This is a genomic window from Microbacterium sp. Root166 (assembly GCF_001427145.1).
Classification (GTDB): Bacteria; Actinomycetota; Actinomycetes; order Actinomycetales; family Microbacteriaceae; genus Microbacterium.
On sequence record NZ_LMGL01000003.1, the window covers coordinates 180,561 to 204,516 of the forward strand.

The window sequence follows — 23,956 nt, forward strand, 5'->3', positions numbered from 1 at the left end:
CCTCGATAGCCTTAAGAGATGCCTACGGACGCTCTGCCCGATCTCACCGCCTACGACGCCGTGCTGTTCGATCTGGACGGCGTGCTGACTCCGACCGCGGAGGTGCATATGCACGCGTGGCAGACGATGTTCGAGGAGCTTTTCGCGGCGTGGGAGATCACCCCGCCGTACACCGAGCGCGACTACTTCGATCACCTCGACGGGAAGAAGCGGTACGACGGTGTCGCCGCGCTGCTGCGCTCGCGCGACATCGAGGTGCCGTGGGGCGACCCGTCGGATCCGGTGACGGCCGACACGGTGTGCGGGATCGGCAATCGCAAGAACGTGGTGTTCGAGCGGGTGCTGCGCCGGGACGGCATCGCCGCGTACCCGGGCTCGCTCGCCCTGCTCGATGCGCTGGCCGCGGCCGGTACGCGGGTGGCGGTGGTGTCGAGCTCGAAGAACGCCGAGGAGGTGCTCGACGTGGCGGGCATCCGGGACCGGTTCGACGTGGTGATGGACGGTGTCATCGCCGAACGCGACCACCTCGCCTCCAAGCCCGCCCCGGACGTGTTCGTCGAGGCCGCCCGGATGCTGGATGTCGACCCGGCGCGGTGCGCCGCCGTCGAGGATGCCCTCAGCGGCGTGGAGTCCGCCGCGGCCGGCGGGTTCGGCCTCGTCGTCGGGGTCGACCGCGGCGCCGGTGCCGAAGCACTCCGGGACGCCGGAGCCCATGTCGTCGTCAACGACCTCGAGGAGTTCACCGCATGATCGATCGCGACCGGTTCCCCGTCGACCCCTGGCGCCTCATCGAGAGGTCCAACGACCTCGCCGACGGCGGCGTCGCCGAGACGCTGTTCGCGGTCGGCAACGGCTACCTGGGGCTGCGCGGCAACCACGCCGAAGGGCGTGAGGCCCACGAGCACGGGACGTTCATCAACGGCTTCCACGAGACCTTCCCGATCCGCCACGCCGAGCAGGCGTACGGGTTCGCCGAGGTCGGGCAGACCATCATCAACGCCCCCGACGCGAAGGGCATGCGCGTCTACGTCGACGACGAGCCGCTCTCCCTCGACGTCGCCGACGTCCGCGAGTATGAGCGGGTCCTCGACATGCGCGAAGGCGTGCTGCGACGCCGCATCCTCTGGGTGACGCCTGCCGGCAAGCATGTGCGGGTCGACGACGAGCGGCTGGTGTCCTTCGACGAGAAGCATCTCGCGCTGCTGTCGATCGAGGTGACGGTGCTGAACGCGGATGCGTCGGTGACCATCAACAGCCAGATCCTCAACCGTCAGGACGGCGAGGACGTCTACGGCGGCACACCGCCCCGCACCCGGGCAGGGTTCGATCCGCGCAAGGCGGAGCGCATCAAGGATCGCGTGCTGCAGCCGCAGGAGTTCTGGCAGGATGCCGCGCGCTCCGCGCTGTCGTATCGGGTGGCGCAGTCCGGCATGACCCTCGCCGTCGCCGCCGACCACTACGTCGACACGGCGAATGAGTACGACGAGCGTCGCCTGGTCGAGCCGGACCGCTCGAAGAACGTGTTCCGCGTGCAGGCGAAGTCCGGCGCTCCGGTGCGGATCACGAAGATCGTGGCCTATCACACGTCGCGCGGCGTGCCCGCTCGCGAGCTCGTGGACCGCTGCCGCCGTACCCTCGACCGGGCCCGGACGCAGGGCGTGGACGGCATCCATGCGGCGCAGCGGGCGTGGCTGGATGCGTTCTGGGAGCGTTCGGATGTGCGTATCGGCGGGCACGACGATCTGCAGCAGGCGACCCGCTGGTGTCTGCTGCAGCTGGCGCAGGCGTCGGCGCGTGCGGACGGTCTCGGGGTGCCGGCGAAGGGCATGACGGGGTCGGGGTACAGCGGGCATTACTTCTGGGACACCGAGATCTACGTGCTGCCGTTCCTGGCGTACACCAGCCCGCTCGCGGCGCGCAACGCGCTGCGGATGCGGTACCTGATGCTGCCCGCCGCCCGCGGCCGCGCGTATCAGCTGAACGAGGCCGGGGCGCTGTTCCCGTGGCGGACCATCAACGGCGAAGAGGCCTCGGCGTATTACGCCGCCGGCACCGCGCAGTACCACATCAACGCCGACGTCTCCTTCGCCCTCGCGAAGTACGTCCGCGCCACCGGCGACAACGAGTTCCTCCACCGCGAGGGCGTGGACATCGCCGTGGAGACCGCCCGACTGTGGGCGACGCTCGGGTTCTGGCGGTCCGTGGACGGCGCCGGGGAGGAGACCTTCCACATCCACGGCGTCACCGGCCCGGACGAGTACACCACGGTGGTCAACGACAACCTGTTCACCAACGTGATGGCCCGGTTCAACCTGCGCTTCGCCGCCCGCACCGTGCGCGAGATGGCCGAGATCGACGGAGAGGTCTACCGCAAGATGGTCGACCGCCTCGGCCTTGACCCCAGTGAGCCGGACGCGTGGGAGCGCGCCGCCGAGGCGATGCACATCCCGTTCAGCGAGGCCCTCGGCATCCACCCGCAGGACCACGTCTTCCTCGAGCGCGAGATCTGGGACCTGGGGCAGACTCCGGCGGACCGCCGTCCGCTGCTGCTCCACTTCCACCCGCTGGTGATCTACCGCTACCAGGTCCTCAAGCAGGCCGATGTGGTGCTGGCGCTGTTCCTGCAGGGCAACCACTTCTCCGACGAGGACAAGCTCGCCGACTTCGAGTACTACGACCCGCTGACCACGGGGGACTCGACGCTGTCCGCGGTCGTGCAGGCGATCCTCGCCGCCGAGGTCGGGTATCAGGACCTGGCGCTGGAGTACTTCCGGCAGTCGATCTTCGTCGACCTCGCCGACCTGCACCACAACGCCGCCGACGGCGTCCACGTCGCCTCCGCGGGCGGTGTCTGGACCGCGCTGGTCTCGGGATTCGGCGGCATGCGCGACCACTTCGGCGAACTCTCCTTCGACCCCCGCCTCCCCGCGGACTGGCCCGAGCTGTCGTTCGTGCTGCACTGGCACGGCACCCGCCTGACCATCACCATCACCCGCGACCAGATGACCGTGGTCGCGAGCGACGGCGACCCCGTCGGGTTCAGCGTCCGCGGCACCGGCTACGTCGTCGGAGCCGGCGAAGAAGTCACCATCACGCTCCACGGCCAGGGCCCCGTCATCCCAGGACGCCCGTCGCTGCGCCAGATCACCGACGTGCGCCGCGAGGACGGCACCTACCTGTCGGCGTCGGTCCCGACCGTGACGTCATCGATGCCGATCATCACCGGGGCGGCAGACCTCGAGCACGGCGTCGATGCGTAGCCTCGACGGCCCCGTCGGCATGTCGCGGGCACGCCGTAGGCTGTGGGGGTGACCACCGCCCTCTACCGCCGATACCGGCCCGAGTCGTTCGGCGAGATGATCGGCCAGGCGCAGGTCACCGAGCCCCTCATGACCGCACTGCGCGGCGACCGCGTCGGCCACGCCTACCTGTTCTCCGGACCCCGCGGTTGCGGCAAGACGACATCGGCGCGCATCCTCGCCCGCTGCCTCAACTGCGCCCAGGGCCCCACCGACACCCCGTGCGGCACGTGCGACAGCTGCGTCGAGCTCGGGCGCGGCGGGGGCGGGTCGCTTGACGTCGTCGAGATCGACGCGGCGAGCCACAACGGCGTCGACGACGCCCGTGACCTGCGCGAGCGCGCGGTCTTCGCCCCGGCGCGCGACCGGTTCAAGATCTTCATCCTCGATGAGGCGCACATGGTCACGCCGCAGGGGTTCAACGCGCTCCTGAAGCTCGTCGAAGAGCCGCCGGACCACGTCAAGTTCATCTTCGCCACGACCGAGCCCGAGAAGGTCATCGGCACGATCCGGTCGCGCACGCACCACTACCCGTTCCGCCTCGTGCCCCCGGGCGCGATGCTCGAGTACGTGCAGCAGCTGTGCGAGCAGGAGGGCGTGCAGGTCGAGGCCGGCGTGCTGCCTCTCGTCGTGCGCGCCGGCGGGGGATCGCCTCGCGACACGCTTTCCCTCCTCGACCAGCTGATCGCGGGGTCAGAGGACGGCAAGGTCCGCTACGAGCGGGCCGTGTCGCTGCTCGGGTACACGCACGCGGAGCTCCTCGACGAGGTGGTCGACGCCTTCGCCGTCAGCGACGCCTCCGCCGCCTTCGCGGCCATCGACCGTGTCGTGCAGACCGGGCAGGACCCGCGCCGGTTCGTCGACGACCTGCTCGAGCGCCTGCGCGACCTCATCGTCGTCGGTGCGACCGGCCAGGGGGCCGCTGCCGTGCTCCGCGGCGTGTCGGCCGAAGATCTCGTGCGCATGCAGCGGCAGGCCGACGCGTTCGGTGTCGCGCGCCTCTCGCGCACGGCCGACCTCGTCATCGCGACGCTCGACGACATGACCGGGGCCACATCGCCCCGCCTGCAGCTCGAGCTCATGGTCGCCCGGGTGCTGACGCGGGGTGGGGACCCCGCCGCCGTTCAGCCGCAGCCGCAGGCGGCCGCCGCTCCGGTGCCCTCGGTCGTGAGTCGCCCGGCCGCACCGGTGGCCGAGGCTCCTCCGACCCGTTCCGCCGCTTCCGCGCCCGAGCCGTCGCCCGCCGCCGCGGCCGTCAAGGCATCCGTGGAGGCCGCCACGGCGGAGTCCGCCGGCGCGCCGCCCGCACCCGCCGCGCTAATCCCGGCACCCGAGCCCGCGCGTGCCGCCGAGCCTGCCCGTGCGCCTCAGCCCGGCCCGATCACCGTGGACCGGATGCGCGACGCGTGGCCCGAGGTGCTCGCCCGGCTCGAAGACATCAGCCGCACGTCGTGGCTGCTGGCCTCGACCGCCGACGTCGCGGGTCTCGACGGCGACGTCCTGACGCTCGCGTTCTCGAGCCAGGCGGACGTCGCAAAGTTCAAGCAGCGCGCCGCCGGTGGCGGCCCCAGCGAAGACCTGCGCCAGGCGATCCTGGCGGTGCTCGGCTTTCGGGTGAAGTACCTCGCGAAGCACGAGGGCGGCCCCGCCGACCGGCCGGCCGCACCGCCTCCGGCGCCTGCGGCGCCTTCAACCCCGCCGATCGCGGGATCGTCCGGTCCTGCTCCGTCGGCACCCGCCCCGCGCGCTCGCGCCGCAGCGCCCGCGGCGGCAGCGCCGGTGACGGAATGGGCCGTCGCGCCGATACCAAGCGACGCGGACGCTCCGCCGCCCGACCCGGGCCCCGCGGCGCTGGCGACTCAGCAGTTCGCCGTCGACGACGAGCCCGAAGACGCTGCCCGGACGCGCACGGCCACACTGGCTCCTGCGCGCGAGGGTGAGGTGCTTCCCGCCGGCGACGTCGAACCCTCGGTCGAACGCGACGAGGATGCCGAGCTCGGCAGCGCATCCGAGCCTCCAGCCGATCTCCCCGTTCCGCCGGTCGTGGCTCCGCCGCTGCCGCGGACGACCCCGCGGAGCGACGGCGTTCAGCGCTACGGCGAGGCCGTGGTGCGCCAGGTCCTCGGCGCGAACTTCGTCCGCGAAGAGCCGTACGAGCCCCCGACGAGGTTCAGCTAAGCCATGTACGACGGCATCGTCCAAGACCTCATCGACGAATTCGGCCGGCTCCCGGGCATCGGCCCGAAGTCGGCGCAGCGCATCACCTTCCACATCCTGCAGACGCCCAGTTTCGACGTCTCGCATCTGGCGCAGCTGCTGGCCGAGGTGCGCGACAAGGTCCGCTTCTGCGAGGTCTGCGGCAACGTTTCCGAGCAGGATCGCTGCTCTATCTGCCGCGACCCTCGGCGCACGCCCACCCTCATCTGCGTGGTCGAGGACGCCAAGGACGTCTCCGCGATCGAGCGGACCCGAGAGTTCCGCGGGCTCTATCACGTGCTCGGCGGTGCGATCAGCCCGATCGCCGGCATCGGACCCGACGATCTGCGCATCACGCAGCTCATGCAGCGCCTCGCCGACGGCACGGTGCAGGAGGTCATCCTCGCGACGAACCCCAACCTCGAGGGCGAGGCGACGTCGACGTACCTCAGCCGCCTGCTGCACACGCTCGAGATCAAGGTCACCCGCCTCGCGTCCGGCCTGCCCGTCGGCGGCGACCTGGAGTACGCCGACGAGGTGACCCTCGGCCGGGCGTTCGAGGGCCGGCGCACTGTCTGAGGTCCGCCGTACATTGGCGGTCGAGCGCATCGCGCCCGCGCTCCACGCCCTGCAGGCTGAATCCATGTGGAGAATCCCGTGACCGCTCTCGTCCAGCGCTTCGACGCCCGCGCGTGGATCCTGTTCGCCGCGATGGCGCTGCTCTGGGGCATCCCGTATCTGTTCATCAAGGTGGCGGTCGACTCGTACTCGCCGGCGGCCGTCGTCGCGGGGCGCACGCTGCTCGGCGCGCTGCTCCTCGTGCCGTTCGCACTCCGCCAGCGTGCGCTGCGCCCGGCCCTCGGAAAGATCGGCTGGGTGCTGGCCTTCGGCGCCATCGAGATGGCGGGCCCCTTCCTGCTCCTCGGACACGCCGAGCAGACCCTTCCGTCGGGTCTCACCGGGCTCCTCGTGGCCACCGTGCCGCTCTTCGCTGCCGTGATCGCACTCGGCGGCGGCGACCGCTCGGTGCTCCGGCCGTCTCGGGCGATCGGCCTGTTCGTCGGGTTCGTCGGCGTCGCGATCGTGGTGATCGGCCCCGGTCTTGCGGTCGAGGGCGGGGGAGGACTGATCGCCATCGGCGAGGTCCTGCTCGTGGCGCTGTGCTACGCGATCGCGCCGTTCATCATCGCGCGCAAACTGCAGGACGTGCCCGCGCTGGGCACCATCACCCTCTCGCTGGCGGCCGTCGGACTGTTCTATCTGCCGATCGGCTTCCTCACCCAGCACGAGGTGCCCACGATCCAGAGCACCGCCGCGCTGATCGCGCTGGCGGTACTGTGCACAGCGGTCGCCTTCATCGTGTTCTTCGCACTCATCGCGCGGGTGGGCCCGGTGCGGGCACCCCTCTTCACCTACGTCAATCCGGTGGTCGCGATCGTGCTCGGCGCGATCATCCTCGGCGAGGAGATCACGCTCGGCCTCATCATCGGGTTCCCGCTCGTTGTCTTCGGCTGCTGGCTCGCCGCGACCGGGGGCACGCTGCGCGAGCGCGAGCGTGAGCCCGCTGCCGTGCGCGAGCCCGACGCCGAGCTTCCTCCGGTCGCCCCCGGCTGATCGGTCAGCCGGACCGAAGCGTCCGCGGTCAGCGCAGCACTTCGACGAGCGCCACCCACGACACCACGATGGCCGAGACGATGGCGAGCAGCGCCGCGACGGCCGCGATCACCAGGCCGCCCGGCGCGCCGAGTACGAGCAGTGCCGCGGCCGCCGTGTACGCCAGCACGGGTGCGAACCCGAGTGCCGACTTGAGGAACCGGCCCGTGTGCTCGGGCACGGGGTCGCGCACGATGGTGATGGTGGCGTGCACCTGGAACGCCCCGGCAACCATCGTCGCGGCAGCGATCGCGATCCCGTACCAGAGGGTCCCGATGCCGGGCATCAGCCCGAGTCCGGCGACCACGATGGCGAGCACGAGCGCGGCGATCGCCGCCGCGAGTCGCGCCGTGAGCGTGCTGGACTTGATGATCTCCACGATGTTGACGCTCGACGCGACGATCACGAGACCCGCAAGGGCCGCGGTCGCACCGACCATCGCGACGTTGAACTCCGACCACGCGTCGAGTTGATCCATGTCCGGATGCTAGCGACGTGCCCGCCTGCGCGCAGCCGACGTTGACGGCAGCCTGGACGTCCGGTGTCACATGGCGGGGGAGGAATGACCGCCTCCGTAAGATGGACCCTCGGGCGCGGCATCCGATCGCGCTCGTGAGACTTGTGTGCCGCGAGGCGGCATTTCCCGGGAGTTCGAACGTGGCGCTGATCGTTCAGAAGTACGGCGGATCGTCGGTCGCCGACGCCGAGAGCATCAAGCGCGTCGCGAAGCGGATCGTCGACGCCCGCCGCGCCGGCCACGATGTCGTCGTCGCCGTGAGTGCCATGGGCGACACGACGGATGAGCTGCTCGACCTCGCGAACCAGGTCGCCCCCATCCCGGCCCCGCGCGAGCTGGACATGCTGCTCTCCAGCGGTGAGCGGATCTCGATGGCCCTGCTGGCGATGGCCATCCACTCCATGGGGTTCGAGGCGCGCTCGTTCACCGGCAGTCAGGCCGGCATGATCACGGATGCCACGCACGGCGCCGCCCGCATCGTGGACGTCACTCCGATCCGCCTCCGTGAGGCGCTCGACGAGGGCGCAATCGTCATCGTCGCCGGTTTCCAGGGCTTCAACCGCGACACCCGCGACATCACGACCCTCGGCCGCGGCGGCTCCGACACGACCGCCGTGGCGCTGGCCGCAGCCCTCGACGCCGATGTGTGCGAGATCTACAGCGACGTGGACGGCATCTTCACGGCCGACCCGCGCGTCGTGCCGAAGGCGCGCAAGCTCACCGCGGTCTCGTCCGAGGAGATGCTCGAGCTCGCGGCGAACGGCGCGAAGGTCCTCTACATCCGCGCCGTCGAGTACGCACGCCGCCACGGCGTGCTGATCCACTCGCGCTCCACGTTCAGCTCGAGCGTGGGCACCTACGTTCTCGGCCCGGGGATGACGCTCCCCGACGGCCAAAAGGGAGAAGACATGGAAGAGCCGATCGTCGCCGGAGTCGCGACCGACCTCAGCCAGGCCAAGATCACGGTCATCGGCGTCCCCGATGTGCCGGGCAAAGCCGCGGAGATCTTCAAGGTCATCGCCAAGTCCGGTGCCAACGTCGACATGATCGTGCAGAACGTGTCGGCGGCGACCACCGGCCGCGCCGACATCTCGTTCACCCTGCCCAAGACCGACTCGGCCATCGCCCTCCGGGCGCTGTCGGGCGACCAGGGCGAGATCGGGTACGAGAGCCTCGTCCACGACGACCAGATCGGCAAGCTCTCGGTCGTCGGCGCCGGCATGCGCACCCACTCGGGCGTCTCGGCGACGCTCTTCGAGGCGCTGAGCAATTCGGGGATCAACATCGAGATGATCTCGACGTCCGAGATCCGCATCTCGGTCGTGGTGCGCGGCGACGACCTCGCCGAGGCTGCACGCCTGGTCCACACCGCCTACGGGCTCGACGGCGACTCCGACGCCGTCGTCCACGCCGGCACCGGCCGCTGACCCCGGCCGCGAAGTTAGGATTCTGAAATGACCCGCATCTCCGATTCAGGACTCTCCGTCGCGATCGTCGGCGCCACCGGCCAGGTCGGCACGGTCATGCGCGAGATCCTGGCCGAGCGCAACTTCCCGATCGGGGAGCTCCGCCTCTTCGCGACTTCCCGCTCGGCTGGCACGACCGTCGAGTTCGCCGGCCAGAGCGTGGTCATCGAAGACATCGAGACGGCGGATCCCGCCGGCATCGACATCGCCCTGTTCTCGGCCGGTGCTACCGGCAGCCGCGCCCACGCCCCGCGCTTCGCGGAAGCCGGAGCGCTCGTGATCGACAACTCCAGCGCCTGGCGCATGGACCCCGAGGTCCCCCTCATCGTCAGCGAGGTCAACCCGCACGCGATCGCCGAGGCGAAGAAGGGCATCGTCGCCAACCCGAACTGCACCACCATGGCCGCGATGCCGGTCTTGAAGGTGCTGGATGCCGAGGCCGGCCTCGAGCGTCTCATCGTGTCGACCTACCAGGCCGTCTCGGGCTCCGGGCTCGCCGGCGCGCAGGAGCTGCTCGGGCAGGTCGAGGGTGTGCTCGCTCAGGGCAACACGCTCGATCTCGTCCACGACGGCTCCGCCGTGGACTTCCCCGCGCCGCAGAAGTACGTCGCCCCGATCGCCTTCGACGTGATCCCGCTCGCGGGCAGCCTGGTCGACGACGGGTGGAACGAGACCGACGAGGAGAAGAAGCTCCGCAACGAGAGCCGCAAGATCCTCGAACTGCCCGACCTCCGCGTTGCGGGCACCTGCGTGCGCGTGCCGGTCTTCACCGGTCACTCGCTGTCGATCCACGCCGAGTTCGCACGCGACATCACGCCGCAGCGCGCGCGCGACATCCTGGCGTCGGCGCCGGGCGTAGCGCTCGAAGAGGTGCCGACCCCGCTGCAGGCGGCCGGCAACGACCCGAGCTACGTCGGCCGCATCCGCGCCGACCAGTCCGCTCCCGAGGGCAAGGGGCTCGTGCTCTTCATCTCGAACGACAACCTCCGCAAGGGCGCCGCGCTCAACGCGGTGCAGATCGCCGAGGTCGTCGCGGCGTCGCTGAGCACGAACGCCTGATTTTCGCCGCGGGCAAGAACCGCGGGACTTTCGGCACGGCAGGACGCCGCCGGTCAGGGGCTCTTTCGCGCGCGCCTAGACTTGTCGGGTGACCGAAACGCCCGCCGACGCCCTGCCCCACCCCGATGACAGCGAGATGCCCGACGGCACCGTCGACGTCCTGCTGATCGGCGGCGGCATCATGAGCGCGACGCTGGGGGCGCTGCTGCAGGAGCTGCAGCCCACCTGGAAGATCGCGGTCTTCGAGCGGCTGCACGACGTCGCCCTCGAGAGCTCGAACGCGTGGAACAACGCCGGCACCGGCCACGCGGCGCTGTGCGAGCTGAACTACACGCCCGAGGCGAAGGACGGCACCGTCGACCCGGCGAAGGCGGTCTCGATCAACGAGCAGTTCCAGCAGAGCCGCCAGTTCTGGGCCACGCTCGTCGAGGAGGGCGTCCTCGACTCGCCGTCGACCTTCATCAACTCCGCCCCGCACATGACCTTCGTGCGCGGCGAGAAGGACGTCGCCTTCCTCAAGAAGCGCTATGAGGCGCTCCGCGAGCAGCCGCTCTTCGCGGGCATCGAGTACAGCGAGGACTCCCGCGTCATCAACACCTGGGCCCCCCTGCTCATGCAGAAGCGCCGCAAGGGCGAGCCGTTCGCCGCCACCCGTGTTCCGGCGGGAACCGACGTCGATTTCGGTGCACTGACCCGACAGCTGTTCGCTCACCTCGCCGACAACGGTGCGGATGTCCGCACCAACACCGAGGTGCGCCGGCTCAAGCGCCTGGCCGACGGCACCTGGCGCGTTCGGTACCGCCGGTCGATCGGCCGCACGCCCGGTGAGATCCGCGCAAAGTTCGTCTTCGTCGGAGCCGGGGGCTGGGCGCTCAAGCTGCTGCAGCGCTCGGGCATCCCCGAGATCTCCGGCTACGGCGTGTTCCCGATCGGCGGCCAGTTCCTCAAGACGACGAACCCCGCCGTCGTGGCTCAGCACAAGGCGAAGGTCTACTCGCAGGCTTCGGTGGGCGCGCCGCCCATGTCGGTGCCGCACCTCGACACCCGCGTCGTCGACGGCGAGGCATCCCTCCTCTTCGGCCCGTTCGCGACGTTCAGCCCGAAGTTCCTCAAGAACGGCTCGCTGTTCGACATCGTCGCTCAGGTCCGTCCCGGCAACATCGGGCCGATGCTCAAGGTCGCGTGGGACAACCCGTCGCTCATCACCTACCTCGTCGGCGAGCTGCTGAAGAACCACGCCAAGAAGGTCGACAGTCTCCGCACCTTCATGCCGACGGCCAAGGATGCCGATTGGGAGCTCATCCAGGCCGGCCAGCGCGCGCAGGTGATGAAGAAGGACCCCGAGAAGGGCGGCATCCTGCAGTTCGGGACCGAGGTCGTCACCGGCGCCGACGGCACCATCGCCGGCCTGCTGGGTGCCTCACCGGGCGCCTCGACCGCAGTCTCGATCATGCTCGGCCTGCTCAAGACCTGCTTCCCGCAGCAGATCGACGGCTGGGAGCCGCGGCTGCGCGAGCTCGTCCCGAGTTATGGCGAGACCCTCAACGCGCGGCCCGAAGCGGCGCGCGAGGTCCTCACCGAGACCGCTGCCGCCCTCGCGATCACGGCGTAACGGACCCAGGACACGCTGCTCGTGGCCAAGCTCTACTTCCGCTACGGCGCGATGAACTCCGGCAAGTCGACGTCGCTGCTGCAGGCGGCGTACAACTACGAGGAGCGCGGGCAGCACGTGCTGCTGGCCAAACCCGAGATCGACACCAAGGGCGCGGACCAGATCTCCAGCCGCCTCGGGATGCAGCGCGAGGTGGACTTCCTCATCGCGCCCGGCGCCGACCTGCGCGCGCTGTTCGCCGAGCATCGCGAGCGGGTCCGCGTCCACGCGGAGGAGGCGCTCATCCCCGAGGCCCGCACCGGCGACGCCCCTCCCGACGTGGCGTGCCTCCTCGTCGACGAGGCGCAGTTCCTCACTCCCGAGCAGGTCGACGACCTCCTGCGGATCGTGGTGCTCGACGGCGTCCCCGTCCTCGCCTACGGCATCCGCACCGACTTCCAGACCCATGCCTTCCCGGGGTCGCGCCGGCTGCTCGAGCTGGCCCACAGCCTGGAGGAGCTGAAGACGATCTGCCGGTGCGGCCGGAAGGCGCTCTTCAACGCACGACTCGTCGGCGGCCGGTTCGTCTTCGACGGCGACCAGGTGGCGATCGACGAGCTCTCCGCCGACCGGGTCACCTACGAATCGATGTGCGCGGAGTGCTACCTGCGCGAGTCCGGCGGGCGACTGCAATAGATCCGGATGCCGCATCCCCGGCGCTCTAGGCTGGAAACATGCGAGTACTCCTTGCCGGCGGCGCCGGCTACATCGGCGCGCACACCGCCGTGGCCCTCATCGAAGCAGGGCACGAGGCCGTCGTGCTCGACGATCTGTCGAACTCGTCCGCTGTGGCTGTGGAGCGGGTCGGGCGCATCACCGGCACGACCGTGCCTCTCGTGATCGGAGACGCGGCCGAGGACGCGGTCGTCGCCGCAGCCTTCGACGATCACGGTCCGTTCGATGCCATCGTCCACCTCGCGGCGTTCAAGGCCGTCGGTGAGTCGACGCAGAAGCCGCTGGAGTACTACGCCAACAACCTCGGCACCACGTACGCGCTGCTGCGGGTGGGCATCGCGCGCGGCATCCGCTCATTCCTCTTCTCCAGTACCGGCACGGTGTACTCGGACCCGGCCGATCTGCCGTTCACAGAGACCTCGACGACGAGCATCGACCTCTCGAACGCCTACAGCAAGTCCAAGCGGATGAACGAGGTCGTGCTCGAGGACGTGGCGCGCGTGAACCCTGCGCTCTCGGTCACGAGCCTGCGCTACTTCAACCCCGTCGGCGCTCACCCGAGCGGGCTCATCGGGGAGGACCCGACCGGCATCCCGAACAACCTGATGCCGTATGTCGCGCGCGTCGCGGTGGGGTCGCTCGAGCGCGTCGGAATCTTCGGCGACGACTACGACACTCCCGACGGCACCGGCCAGCGGGACTACATCCACGTCGTCGACCTCGCCGCCGGCCATGTCGCGGCACTCGAGAACGCACAGCCCGGCTACGACGTCTTCAACCTCGGGACCGGATCACCGGTGAGTGTGCTCGAGCTCATCGCCGCGTTCGAGCGCGCCTCCGGACGCGAACTGCCGCGCGAGGTGCTGCCCCGCCGGGCGGGCGACGTCGCTGCGACCTACTGCGATCCGGCGAAGGCCCAGGCGGAGCTGCACTGGCAGGCGACACGCACGATCGACGATGCCTGCCGGGACTCCTGGAACTGGCAGTCGCAGAATCCCGCGGGTTACGCGAGCGCCTGACCACCTGCCCGAGCGCGACGCCGCGGGAGCGGCACGAGCATCGACGTCGTGCGGCGGTACTCGGCGTAGGCGGGGTACTTCGACGCCGTGATCGACTCGGTGAAGATCGTCGAGCCGATGAACAGCAACGTGAGCAGTGCCGGTCCCGCGACGGTCCAGTTCAGCGCTCCGCCCCAGAGCCCGAGTCCGCTCGACACGGCCGCCGTGGCGCCGATCGCGTAGAGCGCCCACCACTGCGCCTGCTCGAAGAAGAAGTTGGGGTGGCGGCTGTAGGCGAAGAGTCCGGTGGTGACGAACCCGGGCTCGAGGGTGCCGCCGGCGGCGCGCTTCTGCCGGTGGAAGTCCCACTGCTGCTGGTCGGCGATCGTCTCACCGATGAGGAACGCAGCGAACACGACCGCGAAGACCCCGTCCCAGATCCCGACAGGGACCGGATGCTGCCACGCGACGTATGCCGGGAGTGAGATCAGGACCAGCAGGGCGTTCTGATAGAGCACGATGAAGAACAGGTTGAACACCTGGAACTGCCACGGCTTCATACGTCCGCGCAGGACCGCCCAGCGGTAGTCCTCCATGCCGGTGTAGCCGCCCTTGCGGGCGAAGTTGTAGGTGAGCCGGGCGCCCCATGCTGTCACCAGCACCGCCATGATCAGCAGGCGCGCGGCGTCGGCCCCGGCGATGAGCGCGTCGACCGCGAAGATCCACACGTAGACCACCGGCACGATCGACCACAGCCGGTCCACCCACGATGTGTCGTGCGTGATGAGCGAGGCGATCCAGCAGAAGGCACAGGCAGCACCTGCGACGAGGAGGACGAGGAGCAGGGGATCCATGCCGCTCACAGTAGCGGTTGCGTGTGGTCGGACCACACGGTACTGTGGTCCGACCACATCGATTCGAGGAGTTCTGTGGCCCCGTCGGCGCCGACCCAGACCACACGTGCGTGGCAGCTCGTGCTCGAGAAGATCGAGATCGACCTGCTCGACGGCCGTCTACGCCCCGGCGACCGCCTCGCGCCCGAGCGCGAGCTCGCATCGAGTCTCGGTGTCGGACGATCCAGCGTGCGCGAAGCGCTGCGCGTGCTCGAGGTCATGGGTCTCATCCGCACCGGTACGGGCTCAGGGCCCACGTCCGGCGCCATCATCATCGCGACGCCGCAGGGCGGCATGTCGGCGCTGCTGCGGCTGCAGGTCGCGGCACAGGGATTCCCGCTCGACGACGTGGTGAAGACGCGACTCGTGCTCGAATCCGCGGTCGTCGAAGCCCTCGCCGGTGACAGCGGCCGCGAGCTGTCCGCGGCGCTGGCCATCGTCGACGCCATGGAGGCTCCCGACCTCACGGCCGACGAGTTCCTCTCGCTCGACGCCCAGCTCCATCTGGCGCTGGCCGAGGCGTCCGGGAATGTCGTCATCGCGGCCATGATGGCGGGCCTGCGCACGGCCATCGAGTCGTATGTCCAGGCGGGTGCGGCGGGCATCTCTGATTGGGACGCCGCGGCCTCGCGCCTGCGCCGCGAGCATCGGGCGATCCTCAAGGCCATCGACGCAGGTCAGCCCGGCCCTGCCCGAACCCTCATCCACGACCACATCACCGGCTACTACGCCGAAGCGGGCCTCCCCCGCGCGAATGACTGAAGGAAGCCACACCATGGTCCAGCGCCAGCTGCCCAAGCCCTCGGAGCTCCTGGAGCTCATGCAGTTCAAGAAGCCCGAGCTCGACGGCCGCAAGCGCCGGCTCGACGCCGCGCTCACGATCGCCGACCTTCGCACGATCGCCAAGCGGCGCACCCCGAAGGCCGCCTTCGATTACACCGACGGCGCAGCCGACGGCGAGCTGTCGCTCTCGCGCGCTCGCCAGGCGTTCGAGGACATCGAGTTCCACCCCGGCATCCTCCGTCCGGCCCCCGATGTGGACACGTCCGTCGAGATCCTCGGCGGGCCGAGCGCGCTGCCGTTCGGCATCGCGCCGACCGGCTTCACCCGCCTGATGCAGACCGAGGGCGAGGTCGCCGGCGCATCCGCGGCGGCCGCCGCCGGCATCCCGTTCACCCTCTCCACGCTCGGCACGACGTCGATCGAGGACGTCAAAGCCGCGAACCCGCACGGACGCAACTGGTTCCAGCTGTACGTCATGCGCGACCGTGAGATCTCGTACGGCCTGGCCAAGCGCGCGGCCGAGGCCGGCTTCGACACGCTGCAGTTCACGGTCGACACGCCCGTCGCCGGCGCCCGGCTCCGCGACAAGCGCAACGGGTTCTCGATCCCCCCGCAGCTCACGGTGGGCACGATCATCAACGCCCTGCCGCGCCCGTGGTGGTGGTACGACTTCCTCACCACGCCCAAGCTGGAGTTCGCGTCGCTGTCGACCACGGGGGGCACGGTCGGCGAGCTGCTCAACGCCGCGATGGACCCGACGATCAGCTACGACGACCTGGCGATCATCCGCGACATCTGGCCCGGCAAGATCGTCGTCAAGGGCGTCCAGAACGTCGAGGACTCCGTGCGGCTGATCGACGCCGGCGTGGACGGCATCATCCTGTCCAACCATGGCGGGCGCCAGCTGGACCGTGCGCCCATCCCGTTCCACCTGCTGCCGAAGGTCGTCAAGGAGGTCGGCAAGGATGCGACGGTGATGATCGACACCGGCATCATGAACGGGGCCGACATCGTCGCCTCGATCGCTCTGGGTGCCAAGTTCACGCTCATCGGGCGTGCGTACCTCTACGGCCTGATGGCCGGCGGGCGTCAGGGCGTCGACCGCACGATCGCGATCCTTCGCAGCGAGATCGAGCGCACCATGCAGCTGCTCGGCGTCTCGACGCTGGCCGAGCTCGAGCCGAAGCACGTCACGCAGCTGCAGCGGCTCGTGCCGGTGGCGGCGCAGTCTGCTCCGGCGCGGGTCCCGCGAGCACGCACCGCCGCGAAGGCCTGAGAGTCCGTCAGGCCCGGGAGGGCAAGGTGGGCAGGAGCCGCTCGAGGAACTCGGCGGTCTCCTCCCAGCCCTCGACGGCCTGGCAGGCGACGCCCATGGCGAGGACCGGGTAATCGTTGCCGTCCGGGTCCAGGCGATCGCCGACGAAGAGCATATCGTCCAGCGGGATGCCGGTCTGCTCCGACAGCTGGCGCATGCCGAAGGCCTTGTCGATCCCGCGGTGCGTGATGTCGACCGACGTCGAGCCGCCCGAGCGCACCTCGAGATCCGGGATGCGATCCGCCACCGCGGCGCGCAGCGTGTTCTTCTTGGTGCCGGTGGGGTCCCACGCGACCTTCGCGGTGAGCGGGGCGCGCTGGCCGAGCGCCGAGAACGTGATCTGCGAGCCGCGGTCCTCGAGGATATCGCCCCAGGTCTCGGCTTCCCAGAGACCCAGACGGCGCGCCTCGCCCTCCACTGCCTCGAGTGCGCGCGACTTCTGGTCGTCCGTCAGGGAGTGCGCGTAGACGGTCGTGATGCCGTCCGGCGTCAGACGGTAGTACTGGGTTCCACAGGTCGGGAGCAGATGCAGCCTCGACAGCGCGTCGGGAGAGGCATCGGGAAGGCGGTCGACCACCTGTGACGTGAACTGCGCGAGCTGCCCGCCCGAGATGATGGCCACCTCGACGCGATCCGCCAGTGCGATCAGCAGTTCGCCGATGCGCGGATCGATCTCGCTCTTGGATGGAGCGAGCGTGTCGTCCAGATCGAACGCCACCAGACGGGGAGCGGACATGCGGCTGCTCATCTTCCTCGCTTGACTCATGGTCGGGGTGACAGGATTTGAACCTGCGGCCTCGTCGTCCCGAACGACGCGCGCTACCAAGCTGCGCCACACCCCGCTTTGCAACCCTCCGAGTCTACCCGATGGTCGGGGATGCTTCTGACACGGGAACCAGGGTCAGGAGGGAGGCCTCCGGTCGGCAGGCGAACCGGACCGGAGCATAGATGGAGTGCCCCAGCCCTGCGCTGACGTTCAGCGGGACCGTGCGGTTGTCGTGCCGCCAGTCGCTGAGACCGCGGGCCTGGCGAAGCGGGATGTCGCAGTTCGCCACGAGGGCCCCGATGCCCGGGACCCGAACCTGGCCGCCGTGGGTGTGGCCGCCGAAGAGGGCGTCCGCTCCCAGCTCGGTGAACCGGTCGAGCACCCGTCGGTACGGGGCGTGCGTCACGCCGATGCGAAGCGCAGCCGAGCGGATGCCGTCGAGGCCCGCGAGAGCGACGGGAAGATCCTCCAGGCGGTCCCACGAGCGATGGGCGTCGCTGACGCCGAAGGCGTCGATTCGCAGCCCTGCGATCTCGAGCGAGCCGGCGGCATTGTTGAGATTCAGCCACCCGAGCTCGTCTGTCAGATAGTCGTCGAGCGCCTCGGTGTCCAGCGGCTCGGCGATCCGCGTCCCCTTCGAGGGGCCGGTGAAGTACTTGAGCGGGTTCCGCGGCGAGGGAGCGGCGTGATCGTTCGATCCGTGCACGAACACCCCGGGGACCCCGCGCAGCGGGTCGAAGGCAGCGCGAAGGCCGAGCAGTCCGTTCCGGTGGCCCATGTTGTCGCCCGTGTTGACCACGAGGTCGGGCTGCAGGCCGGCGAGAGCGGCGATCCAGCGCTGCTTGCGGTGCTGCCACGGCGCCATGTGCGCGTCGGACAGGTGCAGGACGCGAATGGACGGCGCACCGGCCGGCAGCACGGCGACCTCGTGTCTTCGCACCGTGAAGAGGTAGCGTTCGATTCCAATGCCCCACACCGCCGCGGCTGCTCCGACCGCCCCCACCGCGCCGAGCGCGGTGAGGGCAGTGCGGGGAGCGCGCCGAGCGGCGGGCGCGGTCAGTCGTTGCACTCGCGACTGGAGTAGTTCACGAGGATGGCGGCATTGCGGTTGACCACGCTGCCGGCGGCCGGCGTGCTGCTCGTCGCGCGGTCCTGGTTCGGCGGGGCCGCCGCGTCGACGGTGCAAGTCCCGGGCTGGACGTTGCCGAACGAGCGTCTCAGCTCGGCGATCGCCTGGTCCAACGGGCGCCCGGCCACGTCGACGACCTTCAGTGCCTGACCGTTGCTCGGGCTGATCGTGACGACCGAGCCGCCCGCGACCTTGCCCGCGCCCGGGTTCTGCGCGGCGATGAGGCCCTCCGCGATGTCGGAGTCGACGGGCGGGCCGACCGCGACCGAGAAGCCGGCAGCCTCCAGGGCAGCCGTGGCCTCCGCGACGCCGAGACCGACGACGCTCGGGAGATCTGTCAGCACGAACTTGGTGAGCTCGGAGTCCGGCTTGGCGAAGGCGTCTCCGCCGTATGCGGCGTTGGCGGCACCCTGGACTGCCTTCGTGATGCGGAAGCGGATGTCGGAGAGCCGGGTTCCCTTGTTCGAGGTCTTGAAGATGTCGCCGCCGCCCTGGACGTTGCCGGCCCACGTCGCCGTGGCGACCTTGGTGCTCGACGCGATGAGCCAGGACTGGATCTCCTCGTGTGTGCCGGTCTTGCCGATCAGCGGAGTACCGTCGTTCGGATTGCCACCGCCGCCGGTGCCGCCCCGCATGACGCCCTGCAGGGCGTAGGCTGCGGTCGCCGCGACCTTCGGGTCGATCACCTGAGTGCAGGTGCGCGCCGGCTTGGGCAGGTCGACCCCCTCAGAGTCGGTGACGCGGTCGATCGCCTGAGGCTGGCAGTACATGCCGTTGTTCGCGATGGTGGCGTACGCCTCGGCCATCGCCAGCGGCGAGACGTTGGCTGTGCCGATGACCGAGTTGAGGTTGTCCATCGTGATCGGATCGCCGTTTCCCTGCTTGACGCCCATCTTCGTCGCGGCAGCAGCGACGTCGCAGAGGTCGAGCTTCTCGGCCATGGCGAAGTAGCCGGTGTTCAGCGACGAAGCGGTGAACTGCATCGGCGTCCCGACGCGTCCCCGGTCCTTGCCGAAGTTGTTCGTCGGCTTGGAAGACGGATTGGTCCACGTTTCGCCGCAGATGGTCATCTTCTTGAAGACGCGCAATGTGCCGTTCAGGGTCTCGTTGACGGAGTGGCCCTTCTCCAGCCAGTCGACCAGCGTGAAGAGCTTGAACGTCGATCCGGCGTTGAAGCCGGTCGAATTGCCGAACTGCAGGTCGCCCGCGTACACCTGCGCCGAGTAGTTCGGATCGGCGGCCAATGCGGCATCCTCACTGAACGCGGTGTTCTGCGCCATCGAGAGGATCCGGCCCGTCGTCGCCTCGATGCTTACCGTGGTCGAGCCGAAGCGGCCAGGCGAGGCCACGGTAGTGCCCTGAGCCATTCCGATGGACGTCGGTGCGTACTGCGCCATCGCGGTGTTGGCGGCCGTCTGGATGCGGGAGTCCATCGTGGTGTAGACGTTCAGGCCACCGCGCTGGAGCAGCTCGCGGCGTTCTTCAGCGGTCTCACCGAAGGCGGGGTCGTTGAGGATCACGTACTTGACGTACTGGCAGAAGTAGGCGGCACCCTGGGCGGCCTGGCAGCCGGTGACGGGCGGGCTGATGACCGGCGTGATCGGGGCGATGACCGCCTCGACGTACTGCTCCTGGGTGATCTTGCCGTCCTCGAGCATGCGTCCGAGCACGTACAGCTGGCGCACCTTCGTCGACGTGTAGCCGTCGGCAGCGGCGAGGTGCTGTTCGGGGGTGATCGTGCCCTCTTCCAGCATCTTGTCGAGGGAGCCGATGTTCGCGCCCTCGTCGATCACGCCGTCCGGCGCCTTGTTGAAAGTGGCACCGTCTGCGCCGGAGATCGATCCGGTCGGCTTGTCGATGCGGTAGTTGTTGGGGTTCTGCACCATGCCGGCGAGCGTCGCGGCCTGAGCCACGGTCAGGTTCGCCGCGGTCGTGCTGAAGTAGTAGCGCGCGGCCGACTCGACGCCGTAGGTGATGCCGCCGAAGTTGGCGATGTTGAAGTACCCGAGAAGGATCTCCTCCTTCGAGTACTTCTGCTCGAGGGCGACCGCATAGCGCATCTCCTGCAGCTTGCGCGTGTAGCCCTCAGTGCCCTCGGCCGTCGTCGCGTCGGACCAGCAGTTGGCGAGCGCCTGGCTCCGCGAGACCTTGACGACCTTCTGGCCGAGTTCGTCCAGGACCGGCTGCCCTGCGTCGTCGAGCTCGTACTCGTCTTCGGCGTTCTGCTCGCACTTCTGGATGAGGACGTTCTTCACGTACTGCTGGCTGATCGTGGACCCACCCTGCGTCTCGCCGCCGCCGCCGGCGTTGGAGAGGATGGCGCGCGTCGTGCCGATGAGGTCGACCCCGCCGTGCTGGTAGTAGCGCGGGTCCTCGCTGGAGAGGATCGCGTCGTACATGACCGGCGACACCTGCTCGAACTGCACCGGGGTGCGGTCCTGCTCGAGGAACTTCGTCATCAGGACGTCTTCGCCGGTTTCGGGGTTCTTCGCGTAGAAGTTGCTCGGCAGCATGAGCTTGTCGATCTCGAGCACGCTCGGAAGGTTGTCGAACATCGTGATCGCGCTGGTGGCCGCGGAGCTGGAGACAGCGATGGCGGGGGTGACGGTGGCGGCGATCAGGACACCCGCGACGGCGCTCAGGCCGACGAGGCCGAGGAGGCCGCCGAGCACGCCGCTAGCTGATCGATTGGTATCAGGCATAGGGTTGATCGTAAGGGAGATACCTGGGCGATTCCCTGACGGACGTGCGCCCACTGCGGTGTTTCCCAGCCTTCACCAGCCCAGTCCGCCGACTCGAGGAGCCGCGATGACGACGTGGGAATACGTCACCACGCCATTACTGATCCACAACACCGCCGCGATCCTCAACAACTGGGGTAAGCAGGGGTGGGAGCTCGTCCAGGTCGTGCCCGGGCCCGAGGGTGGACTCGTCGCGTACCTGAAGCGCCCGAGCGGCGGCGGAGCCGCCAACACCGGATTGGATGCCGCAGCTCAGGCCGCGAAGCAGTTCGAGGAGCCCGCGTCATGAGCGTCTCGCAGCGCCTGGACGAGCTCGGCATCGAGCTGCCCGAGGTCGTTCCTCCCGTCGCCGCGTACATGCCGGCGAAGGCGCACGGCGATCTGGTCTACACCGCAGGGCAGTTGCCTGTCGTCTCAGGGTCGCTGCTGGCGACTGGCAAGGTGGGGGACGCCGACGGGCTCATCGCCGCCGCCGACGCAAAGTCGTACGCCCGCCAGTGCGCCCTCAACGCCATCGCCGCCGCGGCCGCCGCGGTCGGCGGAGTGGATCGCCTCACCGGCGTCGTCAAGGTCGTCGGCTTCGTGGCCTCCGTGCCCGAGTTCACCGGCCAGCCGGTCGTCATCAACGGCGCGAGCGAGGTGCTCGGCGAGATCTTCGGCGATGCCGGCCGTCACGCCCGCTCCGCGGTCGGCGTGCCCGTGCTGCCGCTCGACTCGCCGGTCGAGGTCGAGGTCGTCTTCTCCTACGCCTGATCGTTCAACAGAGCAGAGCGGATGCCGCAGCCCCGGGCTGCGGCATCCGCTCTTCTGCTCTTACTTGACCTGCGCGGAGATGACGCTCATCACGGCCGTGTCGGCGAGGGTCGTGGTGTCGCCGACCTCACGGCCCTCGGCGACGTCGCGCAGCAGGCGTCGCATGATCTTGCCCGAGCGGGTCTTGGGCAGTTCGCCCACGATGTACACGTCGCGAGGGCGCGCGATCGGTCCGATCTGCTCGCCGACCCACGCGCGGAGCGTCTGCCCGAGGCCCTCGACCGGGTGCGCGTCGAGGTAGGACTGCTTGATGATGACGAAGGCGACCACGGCCTGGCCGGTGGTCTCGTCGGATGCCCCGACCACGGCGGCTTCCGCCACGGCGTCGTTGCCGACCAGGGCGGACTCGATCTCGGTGGTCGACAGGCGGTGCCCCGATACGTTCATGACGTCGTCGACGCGGCCCAGCAGCCAGACGTCGCCGTCGTCATCGAGACGAGCTCCGTCGCCCGCGAAGTAGTAGCCCTGCGCGGCGAACTTCGACCAGTAGGTCTCGACGAACCGCTCCGGGTCGCCCCAGATCCCGCGCAGCATCGACGGCCACGGCTCGGTCACCACGAGCAGGCCGCCGTTGCCGTTGCCGACATGCGTGCCGTCCTCGTCGACGACGTCGATCGAGATGCCCGGGAGCGGCACCTGCGCCGATCCGGGCTTGGTCTCGGTGACGCCGGGCAGTGCGGAGATCATGATGGCGCCGGTCTCGGTCTGCCACCAGGTGTCGACGATCGGCGCCGTCTTGCCGCCGATGACGCCGCGGTACCACATCCAGGCCTCGGGGTTGATGGGCTCTCCGACCGAGCCGAGCACCCGCAGCGACGAGAGGTCGAACTTCTTCGGGATCGCGCGGCCGAGCTTCATGAAGGAGCGGATCGCCGTGGGCGCGGTGTACAGCACGGTGACGCCGTACTTCTGGACGATCTCCCACCAGCGACCCGGATGCGGGGCATCCGGGGTGCCCTCGTAGATGACCTGGGTGGCCCCGTTGGCCAGCGGGCCGTAGGTGACGTAGGTGTGGCCGGTGATCCAGCCGATGTCAGCGGTGCACCAGTACACGTCGGTCTCGGGGTGGAGATCGTGGACGACGCGGTTGGTGAATGCCGACTGGGTGAGGTAGCCGCCCGACGTGTGAAGAATGCCCTTGGGCTTCCCCGTGGTCCCCGAGGTGTAGAGGATGAAGAGCGGGTTCTCGGCGGGGAACGACTGCGCCTCGTGCTCGGCCGCTGCGGCGGGCACGACGTCGTGCCACCAGAGGTCGCGCCCCTCTGTCCACTCCACGTCGTTGCCGCCGCGCTTCACGACGAGCACATGCTCGACGGTCTCCTGAACGCCCGTACCGCGATCGCTGAGGGCGAGGTCGACGGCGGGCTTGAGCGGCGAGACCTTGCCCTTGCGGTACCCGCCGTCCGCGGTGATGACGAGCTTCGCGCCGGCATCGTCGATGCGTGAACGCAGGCTGTCGGCCGAGAAACCGCCGAAGACGACCGAGTGGATCGCCCCGATCCGCACGACCGCGAGCATGGCGGCCACCGCCTCCGGCACCATCGGCATGTAGATGGCGACGCGGTCGCCCTCGCCGATCCCCAGTCCGGCGAGGACGTTCGCGAGACGCTTGACCTCGTCGGTGAGCTCGGCGTACGTGACACGGCGCTCATCGCCGGGCTCGCCCTCCCACAGCAGGGCGACGCGGTCGCCGTTGCCGGCTTCGACGTGACGGTCCAGGCAGTTGTACGCGACGTTCAGCTCGCCGTCGGCGAACCACTCGGCGAAGGGCGGGTTCGACCAGTTGAGCACCTCGGTGAAGGGCTTGTGCCAGTGAAGTTCGCGCGCCTGATCCGCCCAGAATCCCTCGCGGTCTTCAGCCGCCCGGTCGTAGAGCTCGCCGGTTGCGACGGCGTTCGCGGTGAAGTCGTCGGACGGCGCAAAACGGCGGTCCTCGTTCAGAAGGTGGTCGATCTGGCTGCTCATTGAGCACGCTCCTTCGCGGGCTTCGGGTGATCTCGGC

At 69.4% G+C, this 23,956-nt stretch carries 20 protein-coding genes and 1 tRNA gene; 14 read left to right on the plus strand and 7 right to left on the minus strand.

Going from position 1 to position 23,956, the window contains the following annotated elements; genetic code table 11:
• Window positions 1-18 precede the first annotated feature (18 nt).
• The 5 genes from ASD56_RS12565 to ASD56_RS12585 all read left to right on the plus strand — a co-directional run bounded on the left by ASD56_RS12565 (window position 19) and on the right by ASD56_RS12585 (window position 7,109).
• A complete protein-coding gene (locus tag ASD56_RS12565) occupies window positions 19-750 on the plus strand; it encodes an HAD family hydrolase (protein ID WP_055966223.1) in 732 nt (243 codons plus the stop codon).
• Window positions 747-3,260 (plus strand): glycoside hydrolase family 65 protein, encoded by a 2,514-nt coding sequence (locus ASD56_RS12570; protein WP_055966225.1) that lies wholly within the window; start codon window positions 747-749, stop codon window positions 3,258-3,260. Before ASD56_RS12565 ends, ASD56_RS12570 begins: the two co-directional genes overlap by 4 nt.
• A gap of 48 nt (window positions 3,261-3,308) precedes the next feature.
• Window positions 3,309-5,477, plus strand: a complete 2,169-nt coding sequence (locus tag ASD56_RS12575) for a DNA polymerase III subunit gamma and tau (protein WP_055966227.1) — start codon at window positions 3,309-3,311, stop codon at window positions 5,475-5,477.
• Window positions 5,478-5,480: 3 nt separating this feature from the next.
• Window positions 5,481-6,074 (plus strand): recombination mediator RecR, encoded by a 594-nt coding sequence (gene recR, locus ASD56_RS12580; protein ID WP_055966229.1) that lies wholly within the window; start codon window positions 5,481-5,483, stop codon window positions 6,072-6,074.
• Window positions 6,075-6,152: 78 nt separating this feature from the next.
• On the plus strand, window positions 6,153-7,109 hold the full coding sequence (locus ASD56_RS12585; protein WP_235565698.1) for a DMT family transporter: 957 nt from the start codon (window positions 6,153-6,155) through the stop codon (window positions 7,107-7,109).
• A 28-nt stretch (window positions 7,110-7,137) separates the two neighbouring features.
• Here the strand turns inward: ASD56_RS12585 and ASD56_RS12590 are convergent, their stop codons facing one another.
• Entirely contained in the window at window positions 7,138-7,626 is a 489-nt protein-coding gene (locus ASD56_RS12590; protein ID WP_055966231.1) for a hypothetical protein, read from the minus strand.
• A gap of 179 nt (window positions 7,627-7,805) precedes the next feature.
• Here ASD56_RS12590 and ASD56_RS12595 point away from each other — a divergent pair, with 179 nt between their 5' ends.
• From ASD56_RS12595 to galE, 5 genes are all read left to right on the plus strand, one after another.
• Window positions 7,806-9,092: an aspartate kinase gene (locus ASD56_RS12595; RefSeq protein ID WP_055966232.1), complete on the plus strand. Its 1,287-nt coding sequence runs from the start codon at window positions 7,806-7,808 to the stop codon at window positions 9,090-9,092.
• A 27-nt stretch (window positions 9,093-9,119) separates the two neighbouring features.
• On the plus strand, window positions 9,120-10,190 hold the full coding sequence (locus ASD56_RS12600) for an aspartate-semialdehyde dehydrogenase (protein WP_055966234.1): 1,071 nt from the start codon (window positions 9,120-9,122) through the stop codon (window positions 10,188-10,190).
• Between the two features lie 136 nt (window positions 10,191-10,326).
• The gene (locus tag ASD56_RS12605) at window positions 10,327-11,802 is read left to right on the plus strand and encodes a malate:quinone oxidoreductase (RefSeq protein WP_055967152.1); all 1,476 of its coding nucleotides are present in this window, start codon (window positions 10,327-10,329) and stop codon (window positions 11,800-11,802) included.
• Window positions 11,803-11,823: 21 nt separating this feature from the next.
• Entirely contained in the window at window positions 11,824-12,477 is a 654-nt protein-coding gene (locus ASD56_RS12610) for a thymidine kinase (RefSeq protein ID WP_055966237.1), read from the plus strand.
• Between the two features lie 38 nt (window positions 12,478-12,515).
• Window positions 12,516-13,535 (plus strand): UDP-glucose 4-epimerase GalE, encoded by a 1,020-nt coding sequence (gene galE / locus ASD56_RS12615; RefSeq protein WP_055966239.1) that lies wholly within the window; start codon window positions 12,516-12,518, stop codon window positions 13,533-13,535.
• Here the strand turns inward: galE and ASD56_RS12620 are convergent.
• A complete protein-coding gene (locus ASD56_RS12620; protein ID WP_055966241.1) occupies window positions 13,520-14,368 on the minus strand; it encodes a DUF1295 domain-containing protein in 849 nt (282 codons plus the stop codon). The genes galE and ASD56_RS12620 overlap by 16 nt on opposite strands.
• Before the next feature lie 75 nt (window positions 14,369-14,443).
• Between ASD56_RS12620 and ASD56_RS12625 the strand changes: the two genes are divergently transcribed.
• Together ASD56_RS12625 and ASD56_RS12630 are read left to right on the plus strand one after the other, a co-directional pair.
• Window positions 14,444-15,169: a FadR/GntR family transcriptional regulator gene (locus tag ASD56_RS12625; RefSeq protein ID WP_055966242.1), complete on the plus strand. Its 726-nt coding sequence runs from the start codon at window positions 14,444-14,446 to the stop codon at window positions 15,167-15,169.
• A gap of 13 nt (window positions 15,170-15,182) precedes the next feature.
• Window positions 15,183-16,466 carry an alpha-hydroxy acid oxidase gene (locus ASD56_RS12630; protein WP_055966243.1) on the plus strand — a complete coding sequence of 428 codons (1,284 nt, stop codon included), beginning with the start codon at window positions 15,183-15,185 and terminating at the stop codon, window positions 16,464-16,466.
• 7 nt (window positions 16,467-16,473) lie between these two features.
• Here ASD56_RS12630 and ASD56_RS12635 read toward each other — a convergent pair whose 3' ends face one another.
• The 4 genes from ASD56_RS12635 to ASD56_RS12650 all read right to left on the minus strand — a co-directional run bounded on the left by ASD56_RS12635 (window position 16,474) and on the right by ASD56_RS12650 (window position 21,102).
• Complete coding sequence (locus tag ASD56_RS12635) at window positions 16,474-17,241, minus strand: HAD-IIB family hydrolase (RefSeq protein ID WP_055967155.1); 768 nt, start codon at window positions 17,239-17,241, stop codon at window positions 16,474-16,476.
• 29 nt (window positions 17,242-17,270) lie between these two features.
• Window positions 17,271-17,347: transfer RNA gene (locus tag ASD56_RS12640), tRNA-Pro, on the minus strand.
• A gap of 18 nt (window positions 17,348-17,365) precedes the next feature.
• Window positions 17,366-18,340 (minus strand): metallophosphoesterase, encoded by a 975-nt coding sequence (locus ASD56_RS12645; protein WP_235565699.1) that lies wholly within the window; start codon window positions 18,338-18,340, stop codon window positions 17,366-17,368.
• Complete coding sequence (locus ASD56_RS12650; RefSeq protein WP_055966245.1) at window positions 18,328-21,102, minus strand: transglycosylase domain-containing protein; 2,775 nt, start codon at window positions 21,100-21,102, stop codon at window positions 18,328-18,330. Before ASD56_RS12650 ends, ASD56_RS12645 begins: the two co-directional genes overlap by 13 nt.
• A gap of 106 nt (window positions 21,103-21,208) precedes the next feature.
• On the opposite strand from ASD56_RS12650, the gene ASD56_RS12655 reads away from it, so the two are divergent.
• Together ASD56_RS12655 and ASD56_RS12660 are read left to right on the plus strand one after the other, a co-directional pair.
• Window positions 21,209-21,430, plus strand: coding sequence for a DUF4177 domain-containing protein (locus ASD56_RS12655; protein ID WP_055966248.1), 222 nt, complete (start codon window positions 21,209-21,211; stop codon window positions 21,428-21,430).
• Complete coding sequence (locus ASD56_RS12660) at window positions 21,427-21,894, plus strand: RidA family protein (RefSeq protein WP_055966252.1); 468 nt, start codon at window positions 21,427-21,429, stop codon at window positions 21,892-21,894. The genes ASD56_RS12655 and ASD56_RS12660 overlap by 4 nt, the downstream gene beginning before the upstream one ends.
• A gap of 60 nt (window positions 21,895-21,954) precedes the next feature.
• Here ASD56_RS12660 and acs read toward each other — a convergent pair whose 3' ends face one another.
• A complete protein-coding gene (gene acs / locus ASD56_RS12665) occupies window positions 21,955-23,919 on the minus strand; it encodes an acetate--CoA ligase (protein ID WP_055966255.1) in 1,965 nt (654 codons plus the stop codon).
• Window positions 23,920-23,956: the final 37 nt, after the last annotated feature.